Genomic DNA, 17,512 nt, shown 5'->3' on the forward strand with positions numbered 1-17,512 from the left:
CGGTCCGCTTCCATTTCTTTGGCAACGGAGGTGAAGGAACGCGATGCTCGACCGGATCCTGATCAATCCGGAAAGTCGCTTTCTCGGATCCTCCGCCGCAAACGACTTCAGTCTCTACGGCGCCCAGCCTCCGGCCGCCGTCGCGATCCGCGCCGCGGACGATGCTCCCCTCGCCGATGCGGGCGACGACAGCCGCGTCGCCGGCTCGGGCTCTCCCGCCGATGATGGCGGCGCACCTTTCCCCAGCCAGACCTTCGCTTCCGCCGACACCGTCGCCGAGGGCTTCGGATCGCCGCTCTTCGCACTGCCGGCCATCGCCCGACCCGGCGAAATCGCCGAAGCCAGCCGGGCCGAGGCGGTCGCCGGCACCAGCTCAGGCGCTGCTGTTTCCGATTTTCCCGGCGAGGTCGCCGGTTCCGGCGCTCCAGCCACCAGCTCGCTGACGCCCGCCCCGGCCGCTGAAGCGGCACCGGTAGGCACGGCCGCGTCGGAGGGCGACATGGCCGCGCCCGCGGCACCCGTTCACGCCATGTCGCTGACGCCGGATGCCGTGTCGGCCCTGCTCCTCGCCACCCCGGTCATCGATCAGGCGACCGATGCCCTCGTTGCCGACCCTTCGCCGACCATCTCCGCGGCCGTCGCGCCGCTTGACCTGCTGCCGGCCACGGAAGCGACCGGGCCGGTGATCGATGCCGCCGCCGACGTTCCGGAGGCGGTGACGGGAACGCTTGCCGCAGCGCTGCCCGCCGAGGCGCCGGACGCTCTGGACGACCTTGCCGGCAGCGATCCGGCCGCCGGCATTGCGACCCTGGTCAGCCTCGTCTCGGTGCCCGATGTGCTCGCCGTGCCGGCCGCGGGCGCCCCGGATGTGGCTGCGGCGGCGGACAGCGGGGCCGACATGCTCGACACGCTGGCGGCCGATACGATCGAAGTCACACTTCCCGCCCACGATACCTCGGACGGGGACGAAGCAGTCGGGGACGACGCGCCTGCTGTGCCCGCAGACGATCCTCTTGATGATCCGATCGATGAGACGGTCGACGCCCTGGCCGATCTCGACGCCGGTCCGGCGCCGGGCACCGCTCTGCCCATGGACGCCTCGGGCGAGAGCGCCGCGGCGCCGCTGCCGTTCGTGGCGACGGCCGAACTGCCCCCTTTGTCTCCGCCTCCGCCGCCGGCTGGGGACGACGACCTGCCCGGTATTTGAGGAACGCAAGATGGCAAACGGGTTGTTCCCGAAGCTCACGCCTAGCGAAGTCAGGGATGCGCGAGAAGAGGCGCAGGAAGCCGCGGCCGAGGCGATCGCCCTCGACAGCGCTGCGCGCTCAGCAGATCTCGAGCTCGGCGACGAATTCGCCTCCGCGCTGCGGCAATGCAAGCGGCTGCTGTGGACGGCGGCGGCGTTCAGCGGCGGTGTCAACCTGCTGTTCCTCGCGTCGCCCATCTACCTCATCCAGGTCTATGGCCGCGTCATCACCAGCGGCAGCATCGCCACCCTGGTCAGCCTCAGCGTCGCCTTGCTGTTCGCGCTGGCGACGATGGTGGTGTTCGACGCGGTGCGCGGCCGCATCCTGATCAAGGCGGCGGCCCGGCTAGACCGCATCCTCGCCCACCGCGTCTTCCAGGCGACGATCGACCTCGCGCCCAAGAACGGCGCCGTCTTCCGCAACGCGCAGGCGCTGCGCGACCTCGACCATTTCCGCACCGCGCTGGCGGGGCAGGGCGCGCAATTCTTCTTCGACGTGCCGTGGATGCCGCTCTTCCTACTCGTCCTGTTCCTGATCCATCCGGCGCTGGGGATCGTCGGCCTCGGAGGTGCCGCGCTGCTGCTGGCACTTGCTTTCTGGAACGACCGCACGACGCGCGAAAGCGCGGCGACGGCCATTGCCGCCCAGAACCGAAGCTACCAGTTCACCGACGCCGTCGCGCGCTATGCCGGTCCGGTCCGCGCGATGGGCATGGACGATGCGCTGGCGGTGCGCTGGCACGTTGACCGCGAGACGATGGTGCGGCGCCAGGCGGAAGGCAGCGAGCGCAACGCCGACGCCTCCGCGCTGATCCGCGGCCTCCGCCTGGCGCTGCAGAGCGCCATGATCGGGGTCGGCGGCTATCTCGCCATCCAGGGCCAGTTGCTGCCGGCGGCCATCTTCGCCGCTAACCTGCTGCTCGGCCGCGCTTTGGCACCGCTCGAGACGGCGGTGGCGGGCTGGCGCCAGATCAAGAGCGGCATCGAGGCCGGGCGCCGCGTGCAGAAGGCGCTGGTCCAGGCGCCGCCCCGCAAGTCCAGGATCGACCTGCCGGATCCGGACATCGAGATCGAGGCGCTGGGCGTCAGCTACGTCCCGCCCAATGCCAAGCGCCCTGCGCTGAAGAATATCAGCCTTCATATCGAGGCCGGCGAGGCGATCGGCATTGTCGGGCCGAGCGGCGCCGGAAAGAGCTGCCTTGCCCGGATGCTCGTTGCTGCGACTTCGCCCAGCCAGGGGCGCCTCACCATCGGCGGCGTCGAGGGGCGGCAGTGGACGGCCGACAATCTCGCCCGCTATGTCGGTTATCTGCCGCAATCGATCGGGTTGTTCCCGGGCACGATCCGCGACAACATCGCCCGTTTCGCACAGGCCGACGACGCCGAGGTGGTGAAGGCCGCCATTCGCGCCAACGTCCACGAGATGATCCTTGAGCTGCCGGAGGGCTATGAGACGCAGGTGACCGAAGGCGGGCGCGGCCTGTCCGGCGGGCAGCGCCAGCGCATCGCCCTGGCCCGCGCCATGTTCGGCTCGCCCCGGCTGCTGGTGCTCGACGAGCCCAATGCCCATCTCGACGCCGATGGCGAGCAGGCTCTTGCGGTGGCATTGGCGACGCTCAAGAAGGAGGGATCGACCATCGTTCTCATCGCCCACCGCCTCAATCCGATCGCCCACGTCGACCGGGTGATCGTGCTCAACAAGGGCGAGCTGCAGCTCGACGGTCCGCGCGCCCGGGTCTTCCGCAAGGTCAAGACCGAGATCGCACGGTCGATCGCTCGCGAGCCGACGGAGGCCTGAGATGAAACTCGATTTCCTTTATTTCGGCGGTGGCGGCAGCGGCGGCGGCGGCGGTTTTCGCGGCTGGGGAACCCGGTGGCGGTCGAGGCGGCTCTCGAAGCGCCTGATCCAGCGCTATATGCGCGAGCGGCTCGAGGCGCCGCAGCTCGACGACGCCCGCGACACCGTCCGGGTCGGCCTGATCGGCGCTGCCCTCTTCTTCGGCCTGTTCCTGCTGTTCGCCCTGCTCGCGCCGATCTCCGGCGCGGCGGTTGCGGAGGGCGAGGTGGCGCCGCGCGGCGACCGCCTCGTCATCCAGCCGGTCGCGACCGGACTTGTCTCGCAGGTGCTGATCCATGAAGGCCAGCAGGTCCGGGCCGGCCAGCCGCTCGTGCGCCTGAACGGCATCGGCTCCGGCGCGAAGCTCGACCAGGCCCAGGCCAGCCGCGACGTGCTGCGGGCGACCGAGGCGCGGCTGATCGCCGAGCGCGACGGGTCCAACCGCATTGCCTTCCCGGCGGACCTGGTGAGCCGCTGGGGCGATCCGACCGCGCGCGAGGCGATGCGGGCGCAGTTCGCTCTCTTCCAGCGCCACCTCGGCATCCTTGGTGCCGACCGCGCGGTGACCGAGACGCGGCTCGCCTCGGCCGAGGCGCAGCGCGCGGCGTCGGAGACCCAGTTGGCGCTGGTCCAGGACGAGCTTGCCGGCATCAGGCAGCTTTATGAGAAGGGCTTCGCTCGCAAGACGACGCTGAGGGCGCTCGAGCGCAGCGCCGCCCAGCTCGAGGCCGACACGCTGACCGGCGCGGCGAGCGTTGAGGAGGCGCGGATCAACCAGAGCCGTACCCGCGACAGCCAGATGATGGACATCGTCAACCAGCTGGCCCGCGTCCAGGAGCAGCTGGCGCAAATCACTCCGCAGCTCGAAGTCTCCCGTTATTACGCCGACCGCGACCTGCTCCGCGCGCCTGTCACGGGCTTGGTCTCCGGCCTTAGCCCGCTAGGGCCGGGAACGGTCGTCAGCGGCGGCCAGACTTTGATGCAGATCGTGCCGCAGAACCGCTCCCTGATCGTCGAGGCACGGGTGAAGCCGGGCGATATCGACGACGTCCGCGTCGGGCAGGAGGCGACGGTCCGCTTCTCGAGCGTCAATCCGCACGGCCAGTCGAGCTTCAAGGGCCGGGTCGTCACCCTTTCGCCCGCCCGCATCGATGGGCAAGGCGGCGAGGGTTACTTCCGTGCTCAAATTGCGCTCGACGACCTAGCGGCGGCGGCCGAGGCGGGCGTGACGCTCCAGCCCGGCATCCCCGCCCGGGTGAACATCAAGACCGAAGACCGCACCCTCTGGGATTATCTGATGGCCCCGCTCGGGGATGCGCTGAGCCGGAGCTTCCGGGAGGAATAACCACAGCAAGGCTGCAGACGTTTGATGGAGAATTTGGAATGGCAGGTTTGTTCAGCAAGGTTTTCGAGGCGAGCGAAGGCGAGGGGCGGGTATCGTCCGTCCTCGACCGCTCAGACGATGTCGGCGATCGCCTGATCGAGCAGGCCGATCGCGCCACGGACAACGCGAACGACCGGTCCCACCAGGCGGCGGAGCGCGGCGACAATCGCGCCGACAATGCCGGCGAACGCAGCGACCGCGCCGAGGACAGGGTGGAGGACAGGACAAGCGAGGAGCAGTCCGCCGATGGTTCGGCAAGGGTCGAAGCCAACATCGACGTCGACCTAGCCGTTCGCAACGAAACCGAAATGTCTCATACGGACGCGGACGGCCAAACGAGCAGTTGGTCGCGCAGCACTGAGGTTTCGACCGGAGCGGAGGCCGGCGCTTCGATCGACACAAGCTCCGGCCTCTCTACCAGCTTGACAGACGAGTTCTAAGCACTCGGATCGTCTGCAACGGCCCGTCGCCAGCTGCCTTTGCGTGAAGTCGCTGTACGTCCGCTTTATAGCCCCAGCTCAAAGAGGGGATATTCCGCTTTCCGCCACAAGCCGCTCACCGGAAAGCACGAATGTCCGCTTTCCACCCATTTCGGACATTCGCTCTCTTCGGTTTAGCACAGTCATAGCCCGTCCGGTGGGCGCCCAGTCCCGGCGGGCGCCGTGTCGGTCATCTAACGTTAGCGGGCGCCGGCCGGTTCTTCTGTCCGGCGGGGTCCATCCGCAAAAGGCGAGCGGCGTTCTCGTACAAGAACTTGCGCTTCACCGCCTCGCTGAGGCCGGGTGCTCGCCGGACCCGCTCGAGGGTTGCATCGATCAACCCAGGCCAGACCATCTGGTCCGTCCCGTACAGGATGCGGTCCTCGAAACCGGCATCAACGAAGGCTTGCAAATACGGCCATATGTCGCTGTCGCGGTAGCCGGAGGTCAGGAAGCCGAACTCCGCATAAACCTGGGGGTGCGCGGCCATGAGGGCCATCATCCGGTCTTTGAACGGATAGCCCGCGTGCATGACGAACACGCGAAGCTTCGGGTGCCGATGCCGCGGCCGCCGAGGAAAAGGTGAGGGCGGTCGAGCGGATCGTGAACGGCCTCGGCTTCACCGCCATGCGCGAGCGCCTCAACGGGGTCGAGGCCTGGCTCTCGAGCCTGCCCGGCCACGTCTATGCCAACGTCCGCCAGCCGCTCGTCCACACATTGAATCTCGCTCACCTGATGCCGCTGTCCTCGGTCTGGGCGGGACCGGCGCGGAACACGCATCTGGACGGGCCGCCATTGCTGTTCGCCCGCACGAGCGGGTCGACGCCGTTCCGGCTCTCCACCCATGTTGGGGACGTCGGCCACATGCTCGTCGTCGGCCCGACCGGCGCCGGCAAATCGGTGCTGCTCGCCATGCTGGCGATGCAGTTCCGGCGCTACGAGGGCGCGCGCGTCTATTTGTTCGACAAGGGCTGGTCCGCGCGTGCGGCAGTGCTCGCTTGTGGCGGCAGCCATCATGCGCTCGGCTCGGGCGCGGAAGCCGGCGAGGGCGCCTTGGCCTTCCAGCCGCTGCGGCGCATCGACGTGCCGGCGCAGCGGACCTGGGCGGCGGAGTGGATCGCGGCATTGCTCGAGCATCAAAGGCTGCTCGTGACGCCCGAGGTGAAGGACGCCTTATGGTCGGCGCTCGGCAGCCTCGCCTCGGCCCCGGCCGGCGAGCGGACGCTGACGGGCCTGTCGCTCCTCATGCAGTCCAATGCGCTCAAGTCGGCGCTGCTGCCCTACACGCTCGAGGGGCCGTTCGGCGCCCTGCTCGACGCCGCCGAGGACAGGCTCGCTCTGGCCGACGTCCAGTGCTTCGAGACTGAGACGCTGATGGGGCAGGCGGGGGCGGTCCTTCCCGTCCTCACCTACCTGTTCCACCGGCTCGAGGAACGGTTCGACGGCAGCCCAACCCTCCTCGTGCTCGACGAGGCCTGGGTGTTCCTCGACAATCCGCTGTTCGCCGCCCGCATCCGTGAATGGCTGAAGGTCCTTCGCAAGAAGAATGTGGCGGTGGTGTTCGCCACCCAGTCGCTCGCCGACATCGCCGAGAGCAGCATCGCCCCAGCCATCATCGAAAGCTGCCCGCAGCGCATCTTCCTGCCCAATGACCGGGCGGTCGAGCCGCAGGCCCGTGCCGCCTACGAGCGGTTCGGGCTGAACGCGCGGCAGGTCGAGCTGATCGCCCGCGCCACGCCCAAGCGCGATTATTACCTCCAGTCGCGCCGCGGCAACCGGCTGTTCGACCTCGGCCTCGGGCCGATCGCGCTGGCATATTGCGGTGCGTCGGATCCCGCGGCGCAGCAGCAGATCGACCGCCTCCTTGCCGAGCACGGCGCCGCTGGCTTCGCGCATCATTTCCTCGACGCCCGAGACCTAGGCTGGGCCGCGTCCGCGCTCGACCAGTTCCCCACCCCCGTCGCCCCGGAAGGAGATTTGAAGTGAAGACAATTTCCCGCGCCGTCGCTTTCGCGGCCGCCACCAGCCTGTCGGTCGCGGCCACATTCGCTCTGCCGGCCGCGCCCGCGGCCGCGCAGTTCACAGTGTTCGATCCCACGAACTACGCCCAGAACCTGCTGCAGGCGGCCCGCGCGCTGGAGCAGATCAACCAGCAGATCCAGTCGCTCCAGAACGAGGCGGCGATGCTCCAGAATATGGGGCGCAACCTCGAGCGGATCGACTTTCCGCAGCTTGAGCGGGTCACGTCCTCCATGCAGCGGATCGACCAGCTGATGGGGCAGGCGCAGGGCATCGACTTCCGGATCGATCAGCTCGACGATCGCGTTCGCACGCTGTTTCCCGGCGCGGTGAGCCAAGCCCTGGGCAGCGACCAGCGCCTCGCGCAGGCGCGCGGGCGGCTCGATGCCGCGATGACCGGATACCGGCACGCGATGGGCGTGCAGGCGCAGGTCGTCGAGAATGTCCGCGAGGATGCGGGCACGCTCGCTGAGCTTGTCGGGCGCAGCCAGGGTGCCGTGGGCGCGCTTCAGGTCAGCCAAGCGGCGAACCAGCTGCTCGCGCTCAGCATCAAGCAGCAGTTCCAGCTTCAGAGCCTGATGGCCTCGGACTTCCGCGGTGCCGCGCTGGAACGGGCGCGCCGGGTGCAGGCCGAGGAGGACGGGCGCGCCGCGACGCGCCGGTTCCTGGGCACCGGCCGAGCCTACAGCCCCGGCGGGCGCTGACCCAAGAGATGGACGCGGGGGCGATGCCGCCGGGCCCGCCGCGGGGCGTCCATGGCCCCTTTGGGACTGCCCCGCGGCACCCTTTCCTTCGAGCCTTGAGCGGAACGCGACGACATGGGTGACCTCAATGTGATCGACCGCTTCATGGCGGCCTTCATCCAATACATCGACAGCGGCTTCGGACTGCTCGGCGGCGACGTCGCGTTCCTGACGACGGTCCTCATCGGCATCGACATCACCCTTGCCGGCCTGTTCTGGGCGATGGGCGGCGAGGACGACATCATCGGCCGCTTCCTCAAGAAGATCCTCTATGTCGGGGCCTTCGCGCTGATCCTCGGCAGCTTCTCGACGCTCGCAGACATCATCTTCCGCTCATTCGCGGGGCTCGGGATCACGGCGGGCGGCGGCACGATGACGGCCGACGACCTGCTGCGGCCCGGCTATGTCGCCAGCACAGGGTTCGAGGCAGCCCGGCCGATGCTGGATCAGGTGAGCGAGCTCACCGGCTTCTTCAGCTTCTTCGAAAATTTCCTGACGATCGCCGTGCTGATGATCGCCTGGCTGTTCGTGATCATCGCCTTCTTCGTGCTCGCGATCCAGCTGTTCATCACGATCATCGAGTTCAAGCTGACGGCCCTCGCGGGCTTCGTTCTGGTGCCGTTCGCGCTGTGGAACCGCACCAGCTTCCTTGCCGAGCGCGTGCTCGGCAACGTCATCTCGTCCGGGATCAAGGTGATGGTGCTGGCGGTGATCGTGGGCATCGGCTCGGGTTTTTTCGACGAGTTCGTCACTGCGGGAGCGGCCGAGGAGCCGGACCTCACCCACGCCATGAGCCTGGTGCTCGGCAGCCTCGCTTTGTTCGGGCTCGGCATCTTCGGCCCGAGCATCGCGTCCGGGCTGGTTTCGGGCGCCCCACAGCTGGGGGCCGGCGCAGCCGTCGGCACGACGGCGGCCGCGGTCGGCACTCTGGCAGTGGGCGGCGGCGCTGCGGTGGCCGGCGCACGCGGCGTCGCGGGCGGTGCGATGGGCGCCGTGCGCGCGGGCACCTCGATGGGCTCGGCAGCGTCGACCGCCTACCGTCTCGGCGAGGAGACGTCCGGGTCGAAGAGCGTCGGCGCCGGCCTCGGCGGCATCGCAAGTGCCGGCGGGGCCGCCGCGCGGGACAAGATCGGCTCCGCCGCCGGACTTGGCGCGGCGGCCGAGCGCGGTTCGCGGGGCGCTTTCCTTGCCGGTTCGAGGTCCGCCGGTTCAGCCCACAGCGCGGAAGCCGGGGCGGGCTCGTCGGACGGCGCCCCGCAATGGGCGCGGCGTCTGCGCTCGGAGCAGAATGCACGCCATCACTGCCACGTCGCCCTGCAGGCCCTCCGCGAGGGCGATCGAGGGGGCGCGGCAGCCAATCCCGACATCAGCCAGAGAGAGGACTGAAGATGAAGTTCAGGCGCGCGCTGCAGCGCTATGGAAAGACCCCCGAGCCCGAGACACCCCATCAGCGCGCGGCGCAGGTCTGGGACGACAGGATCGGCTCCGCCCGCGTCCAGGCCCGCAACTGGCGGCTGATGGCGTTCGGGGGACTCCTTCTCTCGACGGGCCTCTCCGGCGGCCTCCTCTGGCAGTCGATGCAGAGCCGGGTGGTGCCCTATGTGGTCGAGGTCGACCGGCTTGGGGAGGCGAGGGCGGTAGAGCACGCCGCCGCCGAATACCGCCCGACCGACCCGCAGATCGCCTGGCACCTCGCTCGCTTCATCACGAACGTCCGCTCCGTTTCGCTCGACCCGGTGCTGATGCGCGAGAACTGGCTGTCGGCCTACGACTTCGTGAACGACAGGGGTGCGCTGTTCCTCGGCGAATATGCCCGCGCGGCGAACCCGTTCGCAGACGTCGGCACGCGCACCGTCTCGGTCCAGGTGACGAGCGTCGTTCGCGCCTCGGATCGCTCGTTCCAGGTGAAATGGACGGAGACGGCCTATGAGCGGGGCAGCCTCGCCGGCACCTCGCGCTGGACGGCGATCCTGACGGTCGCCGTGAGGCCGCCTTCGTCGGCCGAGACGCTCCGCAACAACCCGCTTGGCCTTTATGTCGAGGCGATCGACTGGTCGCGCGAACTTGACGTGCCGGCGCCGGCCTCCGCGCCGCCGCCGGTCGCCACACCTCCGGCTCCGCTGCCGATGGGTTCCCCGCTCGACCCGAACCTCGGCCGCGAAGCCGCTCCGGCCCCCACTCCTGAAAGGACCATGAGATGACCCAATCCCCGCTGCTTGCGGCAGTCTCCCTGCTCGCGCTGAGCGCCTGCGCCGGCCGCGGCGAAGATCGTCCGGCACCGCCATCTCCGCCTGGCCGGTTTTCGGCAGCCATGCTCCTGCAGGATCCGGTGCCGGAAGCGAGACCGGTAACCCGGGTGGTGCAGCCGCTACTCCCGCCGGAGCAGCTTCTGCCGCCGCCGAGCGGTGCCGCGCCGCGCGAACGCGGTGCACCCGCATCGCGCGTGGAGGCCGCGAACCGCGCAGCCGTCCGGGAGCCGAGCAGTCCGGGCTATGTCAACGCGACGCAAGTCTATGCCTGGTCGGAAGGCGCGATCTACCGCCTCTACACCGCGCCCGAGCGGGTCAGCGAGATCGCGCTCCAGCCCGGAGAGGCGCTTGTCTCGGTCGCGGCCGGCGACACCGTCCGGTGGGTGATCGGCGACACGACCAGCGGGTCCGGAGCCGGGCGCCGCACCCACATCCTCGTCAAGCCTTCGGCGGTCGGCCTGCGCACCAACCTCGTCATCTCCACAGATCGGCGGGTCTACCACGTGCAGGTCGAGAGCACCGCCCGCACGGCGATGGCGAGCATCTCCTGGACCTACCCGCAGGATGAGCTGCTCGCGCTCCGGCGCGAAGGGGCGGAGATGGCTTCCGGGACTGGCACCCCGGGCATCGCGATCGAAGCGCTGAACTTCGGCTACAGGATCGAGGGTGACGATCCGCCCTGGCGTCCGATCCGAGCTTTCGACGATGGGAACCAGGTGTTCATCGAATTCCCGGCCACGCTCGGTCAGGGAGAGGCGCCGCCCTTATTCGTGCGTGGCGGCGGCGGGCGCACGGAACTCGTCAACTACCGTCTGCGCGGCCGCTATTATGTCGTCGACAGGTTGTTCGCCGCCGCCGAGCTGCGTCTTGGCGGGCGCCGCCAGCACGTCGTGCGGATCGTGCGGCAAGCCGGCGCGGACCGCCGGAGGGCATCATGAGCGATACCGACCGCAGCGAGGAGGCGCCTGCCGCTCCGGGGAAGGAGGAGCCCGAATCCCTGGTGCTCCGCGGCAGCCCGCAGCCGATCGTGCGCTTCAGGCGCGGTCTCATCATCGGCATCACCGGCCTCGTTGCGGCTTGCCTGGTGACGGTGACCTGGTTTGCGCTGGAGCCGCCCAGCTTTCGTCTGGCGGCCGGCCAGGAAGGCGAGGGCGATCCGCTTCGGAAAGCTGCGCCCGATGCGCTCGCCAACGCGCCGAGCAGCTATGGCGAGGTGCCCCGCCTCGGGCCGCCGCTCCCCGGCGACCTTGGCCGACCTATCCTCGAGCACCAGCGCAGGCTCGAGGAGGAGGGTGCTCCCGTCCCACCAGGCGCGGCAACGCCGCAGCCTGACCCGGCACGGGCAGCCGCGGACGCGGAGCGACAGCGATTGGCCGCCGCGCACGAGGCGGCGAGAACCTCCCCCGTGGTCGTGCAGCTGTCCGGCCGCGGCGGAGGGACGCCACAGGCGGCAATCCCGCCGGCCGGCGCGGCGCTGGAGACCCCGCGATCGGCGGACCTCGGGTCGCAACCCAGCGACACGATCCCTCATGCGCTGCGCGTGGCTCCGTCGCCCTGGACCCTGAGCGCCGGCACGATTATTCCCGCCAGCCTCGTCACCGGCCTGAACTCGGACCTGCCCGGCACTGTGATTGCCCAGGTGACCGAAAATGTGCGGGACAGCGCCACCGGTCGAACGATCCTCGTGCCGCAGGGGGCACGGCTGATCGGCAGCTATGACAATAAGGTGGGCTTCGGACAGCGCCGGGCCTTGCTCGTCTGGCAGCGGATCGTCTTCCCGGATGGATCGTCGGTCGGCCTCGACGCTGCACCTGCCACGGACACGTCCGGCTACTCAGGCGTCGAGGACAGTGTCGACTTCCACACCTGGCGTCTGCTGACAGGCATCGCCCTGTCGACGCTCTTGGGGATGGGCACCGAGCTCAGCTTCGGAAGCGCGGAGAGCGATCTCGTCAGAGCCGTACGAGAGTCGACGCAGCAGAATGCCGGACGGGCAGGGGACCAGATCACGTCCCGCAACCTTGAGGTACAGCCGACCCTCACCGTCCGCCCAGGCTGGCCGCTGCGGGCCCTGATCCACAAGGACCTGGTCCTTCGGCCGTGGAGAGGATGAGGACATGCGCGAGCTGAGGTTGCCGAAGCTTCCCGACCGGACGCCGGTCAAGATCGCGATCAGCGTGGCGCCGGACCTCAACCAGGCGCTCCTGGATTATGCGGCGCTCTATGGCGACGTTTACGGGCAGACGGAGTCGGTCCCGGATCTCATCCCGGCGATGCTGGCAACCTTTCTCGATGGCGATCGCGCCTTCGCTCGGCGCCGGCGCGGGCAGGGGAGCTGAGGGCCTCGATGGCTGATCCGAACGAGAGGCATTCCTGGATGGAGCCGATCAGCGTCAGGATCCCTGAAGCAGTCCGGCTCACGGGCCTCAGCCGCTCCCGTCTGTACGAGCTGATGAAAAGCAAAGAGATCGAATTCGTGAAGGTCGGGAGCTCCACATTGATCCCGTTCGACAGCCTCCGCGGGTTCATCGAGCGGCAGCGAAGTGTCATAGGAACCCACGCACGTCCTTAGAGGACGCTCCACGTTCACGACGCTGCGAATCGTGCACTCAGCTTTGTCACCGAAGGCACAAGCCGAGCCTCAATCGTCCGTCCGTGTTCAGGCCCATCTCGCGAACTATATTGGACAAAAATTGTGCACGCTTGAGATTTCGCGCAAATCAATACAGCTAAGCTATTGATTTTACTGGTGACCCCTACGGGACTCGAACCCGTGTTTTCGCCGTGAGAGGGCGACGTCCTAGACCGCTAGACGAAGGGGCCAACGCGTCGCGGCAGCGCCGCGGGACGGGACGCGCATATGGGCGAGGGGCGGGGGAAGTCAAGGAATCCGTTCGCCCGCCAGCAGGAACTGCTCGATGACGTCGGCGATGCGCGCGGAGGCGTTGCCGTCGCCGAACGGGAAAGCGGGAGTTGCCATCCGGCGATAGCGATCATCGTCTTTGAGAAGCTCTGCCACGGCGCGATAGATGCGTTCGCCGTCGGCTCCGACCAGTTCGGCATTCAGGCTGTCGATCGCCTCCGCGCGCTCGGTCACGTTGCGCAGGACCAGCACCGGCTTGCCGAGCGCAGGCGCCTCCTCCTGGATGCCGCCGCTGTCGGTCAGGATGAGCCAGCTCGACTCCATCAGGGCGATCGTAGCTTCGTGCTCCAGCGGCTCGATCAGCCGGATGTGCGGAACGCCGCCGAGCAGCCGCTCCATCGCACGCCGCAGTCCAGGATTGGGGTGGAGCGGCAGCACGATCTCTACCGGCAATTCACGGGCGAGGCGGCGGCAGGCCTGGGCGACCTGTCGGAGCGGCTCGCCCTGATTCTCGCGCCGGTGACAGGTGAGGAGAATGCGGTTCCGGCCAGATTCCGGAGGGGAGAGGGGCGGCGCTGTCCGGGGAGCGGCCAGCAGCGTCGATGCCGCTATTGCCTGTGAGATGGACGGCGCCTCGCACCGCGGGCTCGGCGGCGAGGTTCCGGGCGGCGCTGTCGCTCGGCGCGAAGAGCAGGTCGGACAGCCCGTCGATCGCGATGCGGTAGCCCTCCTCGGGCCAGGGCTGGGTGAGATCGAAGGTCCTCAGCCCCGCCTCGACATGGCCGAGGGCGATGCCCTGGTCCCGGGCAGCCAGCGCTCCGGCGTAGGCGCTCGACGTGTCGCCCTGGACAAGGATGAGGTCGGCGTCATGCCGGTCGAGCAGTTCGCACAACTCGTAGTGGATGGCGTCGCAGATCTCACCGGCGCTCTGTTCCCGCGTGTCGACCCCGAGGTCGCGGATATTGTCAGGTGCGAGGAAGGCGAAGGCTGAAGCGAGGCTCTGATGCTGGCCGGTGAGGATGACCTGCTGATCGAGGCCGCGCGCGGCGAGAGCGCTTACGACGGGCCTCAGCTTGATCGCTTCCGGTCGGGTGCCGACGATCGAGACGATCCGCGCGGATCGCGCCGCCAGGCGGTCAGCCGCCACCAGGCACGCCGAGCTCCGCCGCTGCCTGGCTGAGGCGGGCCTGGGTTGCCGAATCGCCCTTGAAGGCCTCTTGGCCGGTGCGAAGCGCGGCGGTGGCCTTGTCGGTCTCGCCGAGCACCATCCGTGCGCGCATCAGCCGGATCCAGCCATCGGCATCCTTCGGATTCGTTTTCAGCCGGTTGGCGAGGCGGCTGACCATCCCTTGGACCATCTCGTCCTGCTGGCTGGGCGGGATCGAAGAGGCGGCGGCCAGTTGCTCAGGCGTCGGGCCGGGAATTGCCGCGGTCGCTACCGAGCCGCCGCTGGGAGCGGACGGCGCCGGCATGCGGCCGGCGATGTCGATCTTCTCCCTGCTTGCGACCTCCTGAATGGTGCGGCGAAGATCCGCCTCCCATGGCGCTCCCGCCGGCGTGTCGCCGAGCAAGGCTATCCAGTCGGCGATCGCCGCTTCATGCTGTCCCGAAAGATCCTTCTGGACGGCAAGGAAGTAACGGGCGCGGGGATCCTGAGGCTGCAACTTTATCGCGCGCTGAAAGGCACTTGCGGCTTCAGGAGAGACGGTCGTGCTGGCCGTCTGCAGCGCTTCGCCGAGCGACGACCAGTTCTCCGGATTGTTCGGCTCGACCTGCGCCGCGCGGCGATAGGCCGCGGCCGATCGGGCGAGATCGCGGGTCTCGAAATAGGACCAGCCCAGCATCCGCCATCCTTCCGCATTGTCGGGGTCCTGCTTCAGCCGACCCTCGAGCGAGGCGATCATGCTGTCGATGTCGCCGACGGGCTGGTCCGGCTTCACGGTCCCGTGCGGACCGGCCGCCGCGCTCTCGTCGCTGCCGCCGCGGGTTAGCGCCACCGCGGCCGATGCCGCGGCGACGATGCCGGCGCCGATCAGAAGGATGGTCGCGGTGGAGGGTCGCTTTTTCGCGGCGCTGCTGGTGTCGGTCATGTCGCGATTGTTCCTGCAAAAAAACGAACGTCAAGTCTGGCGTGCGCGATACAACATGATACAGTGCGATCGGCTGTGCACGTGCCGGGTTGGTTTGCGTCTTTTTACTGTCGACGCATATTGCCGATGTGACAGGGGGGAAATCAGGGGTGTCAGCATCCTATCGTATCGCGGTCGTGGGCTCCGGTCCGGCGGGCCTCAGCGCTGCCGGTCGCGCGGCGGAGCTCGGCCTCAGTCACGTCCTGCTCGAAAAGACGGACCATCTGTCCGATACCATCTATAAGTATCAGAAGGGCAAGCACGTCATGGCGACGCCGAACCAGCTGCTGCTGCGTTCGGACTTCGACTTCGAGGCCGGGAAGCGCGAGAAGGTGCTCGGCACCTGGGACGAGCAGGCCGCCGCCAAGAAGATCAACGTCAAGCTCAAGTCCGAAGTGAAGTCGATCGTCGGCTCCAAGGGCGATTATACGATCACGCTCACCAACGGGGAGACGTTGACCGCCGAGAACGTCATCCTCGCGATCGGCACGCAGGGCAACCCGAACAAGATGCGGGCGCCTGGCGCCGATCTGCCGCACATCCAGTATCAGCTCGACGACCCCGGCGAATATGTGGACGAGCATATCACCGTCGTGGGATCGGGCGATGCGGGCATCGAGAATGCGCTCGGCCTCGCAGCGGATCCCGAGCAGGCGAACGTCGTCACCATTCTCAATCGCGGCGCCGATTTCGCCCGCGCCAAGAGCGCCAACGTCAAGCTGCTGATGGAAGCCCAGGCGACCGGCCGCGTCAACGTGATGACGGAGACGGCGCCCAAGTTGATCGAGAAGGGTTACCTCACCGTCGACACCCGCGACGGCGAGCAGAGGATCCGGTGCGACCGCATCATCGCCCGCATGGGCTCGGCCGCGCCGCGCTCGTTTGTGGAAAGCTGCGGCATCCAGTTCACCAGCGAGGATCGAGAATCCTTCCCGATGCTCTCGCCGCAGTTCGAGAGCACCGCGCCGGGCATCTTCGTGATCGGCGCGCTGGCCGGCTACCCGCTGATCAAGCATTGCATGAATCAGGGCTATGACGTCGTCGAGTTCATAAACGGCAATGTCGACCTGCAGCCTGCCGACCAGCCGATCCTGGAGGCCAAGTTCAAGCATCTGCCCGGCACGCGCAGCGTCGACGAATGGCTCGCCTTCCTCCGCCGCCGCGTCACCGTCCTGAACGAGCTGTCGATGCTGCAGATGCGCGAGTTCATGCTCGATTCGGAAGCCATCTCCTACCGCGCCGGCGACGTGATCTTCGAGCGGAACGACCCCGGCTCCTCGCTGTTCGCGATCGCCGACGGCTCCGTCTATGTTGAGGTGGGCCCGAAGCAGATACCGATCGAGCAGGGTTCCATCTTCGGCGAAGTCGGCCTGATCTCCGGCCGCCGCCGCGGTGCCACGGTGCGGACTGCCGAGGGCGCGATCGTGATCGAGATCCCGCGCAACGCGGCGCTGAAGCTGATGGCGACGGTGCCGGCGGCCAAGCGCGCGATCACCCGCATCTCGACCGAGCGGCAGCTGCTCCAGATGTTCGGTTCCGGCCTCACGCCGGAGGATCTGGGCGAGTTGCTCGAAACCGCCGAGATCAAGCAGCTTTCGGCCGGCGAGACGATCATCAACGAAGGGCAGGACGGCTATGACGTGTTCGTCATCCGCCAGGGCTCGATGGTGGTCGAGAAGAATATCGGGGGCAAGCCGGTCTTCCTCTCCTATCTGCCGGCCGGCTCCTATGTCGGTGAGATGGCGCTGATCGACGGCGGCCGCCGCACGGCGACGGTGCGCGCGGCAATTAAGTCCGAAGTGATCAAGCTCGACGGCGACGCGTTCCGCCGGCTGCTCGAGAAGAAGCCGGACCTGCTCAACAAGGCCAAGCAGGAGATGGCCTCTCGCCAGCAGCTGACCAGCTTCATTGAGGCGAAGAAGGACAGCTTCGGCGGCGTCGTGGACATGTATTCATCGGTCGCCTCCTTCCTGCTCGAGAACGGTATCGGCGAAGCGACCGACGTGCTGCTCATTGACGAGAATCTCTGCGTCGGCTGCGACAATTGCGAGAAGGCCTGCGCCGACAGCCACGAAGGCCTGTCGCGGCTTAACCGCGAGGCCGGCAAGACCTTCGCGCATCTCCACGTGCCGACCAGCTGCCGGCACTGCGAGCATCCGCACTGCATGGCCGACTGCCCACCCAATGCGATCCATCGCGGGCCCGACGGCGAGGTGTTTATCGACGACACCTGCATCGGCTGCGGCAATTGCCAGCGCAACTGCCCCTATGGCGTGATCAGGCTCGACAAGGTGCCGCCGAAGAAGCCGGGCCTGCTCGCCTGGCTGCTCGCCGGCATCGGACCCGGCCCCGGAGAGCCGCCCAAGAAATGGACGGAGAAGCGCGTTAGCCCTGAGACGCCCAAGAAGGCGATCAAGTGCGACATGTGCTCGGGCATCGCCGGCGGGCCGGCCTGCGTGCGCGCCTGCCCGACCGGGGCGGCGATCCGCGTGGCGCCGGAAGAATTCCTCACCGTGGCGAGGCTGGGGCAGGAGGGCTGAGGCCGTCTAAGGGGCCAGCCGGA

The 17,512-nt window shown here is 68.2% G+C and carries 16 protein-coding genes, 1 tRNA gene and 1 pseudogene; 13 read left to right on the plus strand and 5 right to left on the minus strand.

Annotation, left to right across the window (positions count from 1 at the left end):
* The first annotated feature begins 43 nt into the window (after positions 1 to 43).
* The 4 genes from AC5JBD_RS10960 to AC5JBD_RS10975 are packed head-to-tail and all read left to right on the plus strand — an operon-like array spanning position 44 to position 4,907.
* Positions 44 to 1,207, plus strand: a complete 1,164-nt coding sequence (locus AC5JBD_RS10960; protein ID WP_495721833.1) for a serine/threonine-protein kinase — start codon at positions 44 to 46, stop codon at positions 1,205 to 1,207.
* A 10-nt stretch (positions 1,208 to 1,217) separates the two neighbouring features.
* Positions 1,218 to 3,044 carry a type I secretion system permease/ATPase gene (locus tag AC5JBD_RS10965; protein ID WP_495721834.1) on the plus strand — a complete coding sequence of 609 codons (1,827 nt, stop codon included), beginning with the start codon at positions 1,218 to 1,220 and terminating at the stop codon, positions 3,042 to 3,044.
* A gap of 1 nt (position 3,045) precedes the next feature.
* Positions 3,046 to 4,428, plus strand: a complete 1,383-nt coding sequence (locus AC5JBD_RS10970) for an HlyD family type I secretion periplasmic adaptor subunit (RefSeq protein WP_495721835.1) — start codon at positions 3,046 to 3,048, stop codon at positions 4,426 to 4,428.
* A 38-nt stretch (positions 4,429 to 4,466) separates the two neighbouring features.
* Positions 4,467 to 4,907: a hypothetical protein gene (locus tag AC5JBD_RS10975; protein ID WP_495721836.1), complete on the plus strand. Its 441-nt coding sequence runs from the start codon at positions 4,467 to 4,469 to the stop codon at positions 4,905 to 4,907.
* Positions 4,908 to 5,136: 229 nt separating this feature from the next.
* Here the strand turns inward: AC5JBD_RS10975 and AC5JBD_RS10980 are convergent, their stop codons facing one another.
* Positions 5,137 to 5,478 (minus strand): amidohydrolase family protein, encoded by a 342-nt coding sequence (locus AC5JBD_RS10980; RefSeq protein ID WP_495722000.1) that lies wholly within the window; start codon positions 5,476 to 5,478, stop codon positions 5,137 to 5,139.
* Between the two features lie 26 nt (positions 5,479 to 5,504).
* On the opposite strand from AC5JBD_RS10980, the pseudogene AC5JBD_RS10985 reads away from it, so the two are divergent.
* From AC5JBD_RS10985 to AC5JBD_RS11020, 8 genes and pseudogenes are all read left to right on the plus strand, one after another.
* Positions 5,505 to 6,932 (plus strand): annotated as a pseudogene (locus AC5JBD_RS10985) (conjugal transfer protein TrbE); the annotation flags it as partial.
* Complete coding sequence (gene trbJ, locus AC5JBD_RS10990; RefSeq protein ID WP_495721837.1) at positions 6,929 to 7,669, plus strand: P-type conjugative transfer protein TrbJ; 741 nt, start codon at positions 6,929 to 6,931, stop codon at positions 7,667 to 7,669. The pseudogene AC5JBD_RS10985 and the gene trbJ, both read left to right, overlap by 4 nt.
* 114 nt (positions 7,670 to 7,783) lie before the next feature.
* A complete protein-coding gene (gene trbL / locus AC5JBD_RS10995; RefSeq protein WP_495721838.1) occupies positions 7,784 to 9,094 on the plus strand; it encodes a P-type conjugative transfer protein TrbL in 1,311 nt (436 codons plus the stop codon).
* Between the two features lie 2 nt (positions 9,095 to 9,096).
* The gene (trbF, locus tag AC5JBD_RS11000) at positions 9,097 to 9,909 is read left to right on the plus strand and encodes a conjugal transfer protein TrbF (RefSeq protein ID WP_495721839.1); all 813 of its coding nucleotides are present in this window, start codon (positions 9,097 to 9,099) and stop codon (positions 9,907 to 9,909) included.
* A complete protein-coding gene (trbG, locus tag AC5JBD_RS11005) occupies positions 9,906 to 10,895 on the plus strand; it encodes a P-type conjugative transfer protein TrbG (protein WP_495721840.1) in 990 nt (329 codons plus the stop codon). Before trbF ends, trbG begins: the two co-directional genes overlap by 4 nt.
* Complete coding sequence (locus tag AC5JBD_RS11010; protein WP_495721841.1) at positions 10,892 to 12,070, plus strand: TraB/TrbI/VirB10 family type IV secretion system protein; 1,179 nt, start codon at positions 10,892 to 10,894, stop codon at positions 12,068 to 12,070. The genes trbG and AC5JBD_RS11010 overlap by 4 nt, the downstream gene beginning before the upstream one ends.
* A 4-nt stretch (positions 12,071 to 12,074) precedes the next feature.
* Positions 12,075 to 12,296: a DUF2274 domain-containing protein gene (locus AC5JBD_RS11015; RefSeq protein WP_495721842.1), complete on the plus strand. Its 222-nt coding sequence runs from the start codon at positions 12,075 to 12,077 to the stop codon at positions 12,294 to 12,296.
* Positions 12,297 to 12,334: 38 nt separating this feature from the next.
* Positions 12,335 to 12,529 (plus strand): helix-turn-helix domain-containing protein, encoded by a 195-nt coding sequence (locus tag AC5JBD_RS11020; RefSeq protein ID WP_495722001.1) that lies wholly within the window; start codon positions 12,335 to 12,337, stop codon positions 12,527 to 12,529.
* A gap of 175 nt (positions 12,530 to 12,704) precedes the next feature.
* Here the strand turns inward: AC5JBD_RS11020 and AC5JBD_RS11025 are convergent.
* The 4 genes from AC5JBD_RS11025 to AC5JBD_RS11040 all read right to left on the minus strand — a co-directional run bounded on the left by AC5JBD_RS11025 (position 12,705) and on the right by AC5JBD_RS11040 (position 14,910).
* Positions 12,705 to 12,780: transfer RNA gene (locus tag AC5JBD_RS11025), tRNA-Glu, on the minus strand.
* Between the two features lie 58 nt (positions 12,781 to 12,838).
* Entirely contained in the window at positions 12,839 to 13,357 is a 519-nt protein-coding gene (locus AC5JBD_RS11030; protein ID WP_495722002.1) for a UDP-N-acetylglucosamine 2-epimerase, read from the minus strand.
* Positions 13,275 to 13,967: a UDP-N-acetylglucosamine 2-epimerase gene (locus AC5JBD_RS11035; RefSeq protein WP_495721843.1), complete on the minus strand. Its 693-nt coding sequence runs from the start codon at positions 13,965 to 13,967 to the stop codon at positions 13,275 to 13,277. The genes AC5JBD_RS11030 and AC5JBD_RS11035 overlap by 83 nt, the downstream gene beginning before the upstream one ends.
* Positions 13,957 to 14,910: a tetratricopeptide repeat protein gene (locus AC5JBD_RS11040; protein ID WP_495721844.1), complete on the minus strand. Its 954-nt coding sequence runs from the start codon at positions 14,908 to 14,910 to the stop codon at positions 13,957 to 13,959. The genes AC5JBD_RS11035 and AC5JBD_RS11040 overlap by 11 nt, the downstream gene beginning before the upstream one ends.
* Before the next feature lie 149 nt (positions 14,911 to 15,059).
* Between AC5JBD_RS11040 and AC5JBD_RS11045 the strand changes: the two genes are divergently transcribed.
* Positions 15,060 to 17,489, plus strand: a complete 2,430-nt coding sequence (locus AC5JBD_RS11045) for an NAD(P)-binding domain-containing protein (RefSeq protein WP_495721845.1) — start codon at positions 15,060 to 15,062, stop codon at positions 17,487 to 17,489.
* The last annotated feature ends 23 nt before the right edge of the window (positions 17,490 to 17,512 follow it).

This window comes from Allosphingosinicella sp. (genome assembly GCF_059502505.1).

Coding starts and splice junctions, on each gene's coding strand:
- AC5JBD_RS10975 (WP_495721836.1), top strand. CDS start 4,467: ATGGCAGGTTTGTTCAGCAAGGTTTTCGAGGCGAGCGAAGGCGAGGGG.
- AC5JBD_RS11015 (WP_495721842.1), top strand. CDS start 12,075: ATGCGCGAGCTGAGGTTGCCGAAGCTTCCCGACCGGACGCCGGTCAAG.
- AC5JBD_RS11010 (WP_495721841.1), top strand. CDS start 10,892: ATGAGCGATACCGACCGCAGCGAGGAGGCGCCTGCCGCTCCGGGGAAG.
- trbG (WP_495721840.1), top strand. CDS start 9,906: ATGACCCAATCCCCGCTGCTTGCGGCAGTCTCCCTGCTCGCGCTGAGC.
- trbF (WP_495721839.1), top strand. CDS start 9,097: ATGAAGTTCAGGCGCGCGCTGCAGCGCTATGGAAAGACCCCCGAGCCC.
- AC5JBD_RS10970 (WP_495721835.1), top strand. CDS start 3,046: ATGAAACTCGATTTCCTTTATTTCGGCGGTGGCGGCAGCGGCGGCGGC.
- AC5JBD_RS10965 (WP_495721834.1), top strand. CDS start 1,218: ATGGCAAACGGGTTGTTCCCGAAGCTCACGCCTAGCGAAGTCAGGGAT.
- AC5JBD_RS11040 (WP_495721844.1), bottom strand. CDS start 14,910: ATGACCGACACCAGCAGCGCCGCGAAAAAGCGACCCTCCACCGCGACC.
- AC5JBD_RS10960 (WP_495721833.1), top strand. CDS start 44: ATGCTCGACCGGATCCTGATCAATCCGGAAAGTCGCTTTCTCGGATCC.
- trbL (WP_495721838.1), top strand. CDS start 7,784: ATGGGTGACCTCAATGTGATCGACCGCTTCATGGCGGCCTTCATCCAA.
- AC5JBD_RS10980 (WP_495722000.1), bottom strand. CDS start 5,478: ATGCACGCGGGCTATCCGTTCAAAGACCGGATGATGGCCCTCATGGCC.
- AC5JBD_RS11020 (WP_495722001.1), top strand. CDS start 12,335: ATGGAGCCGATCAGCGTCAGGATCCCTGAAGCAGTCCGGCTCACGGGC.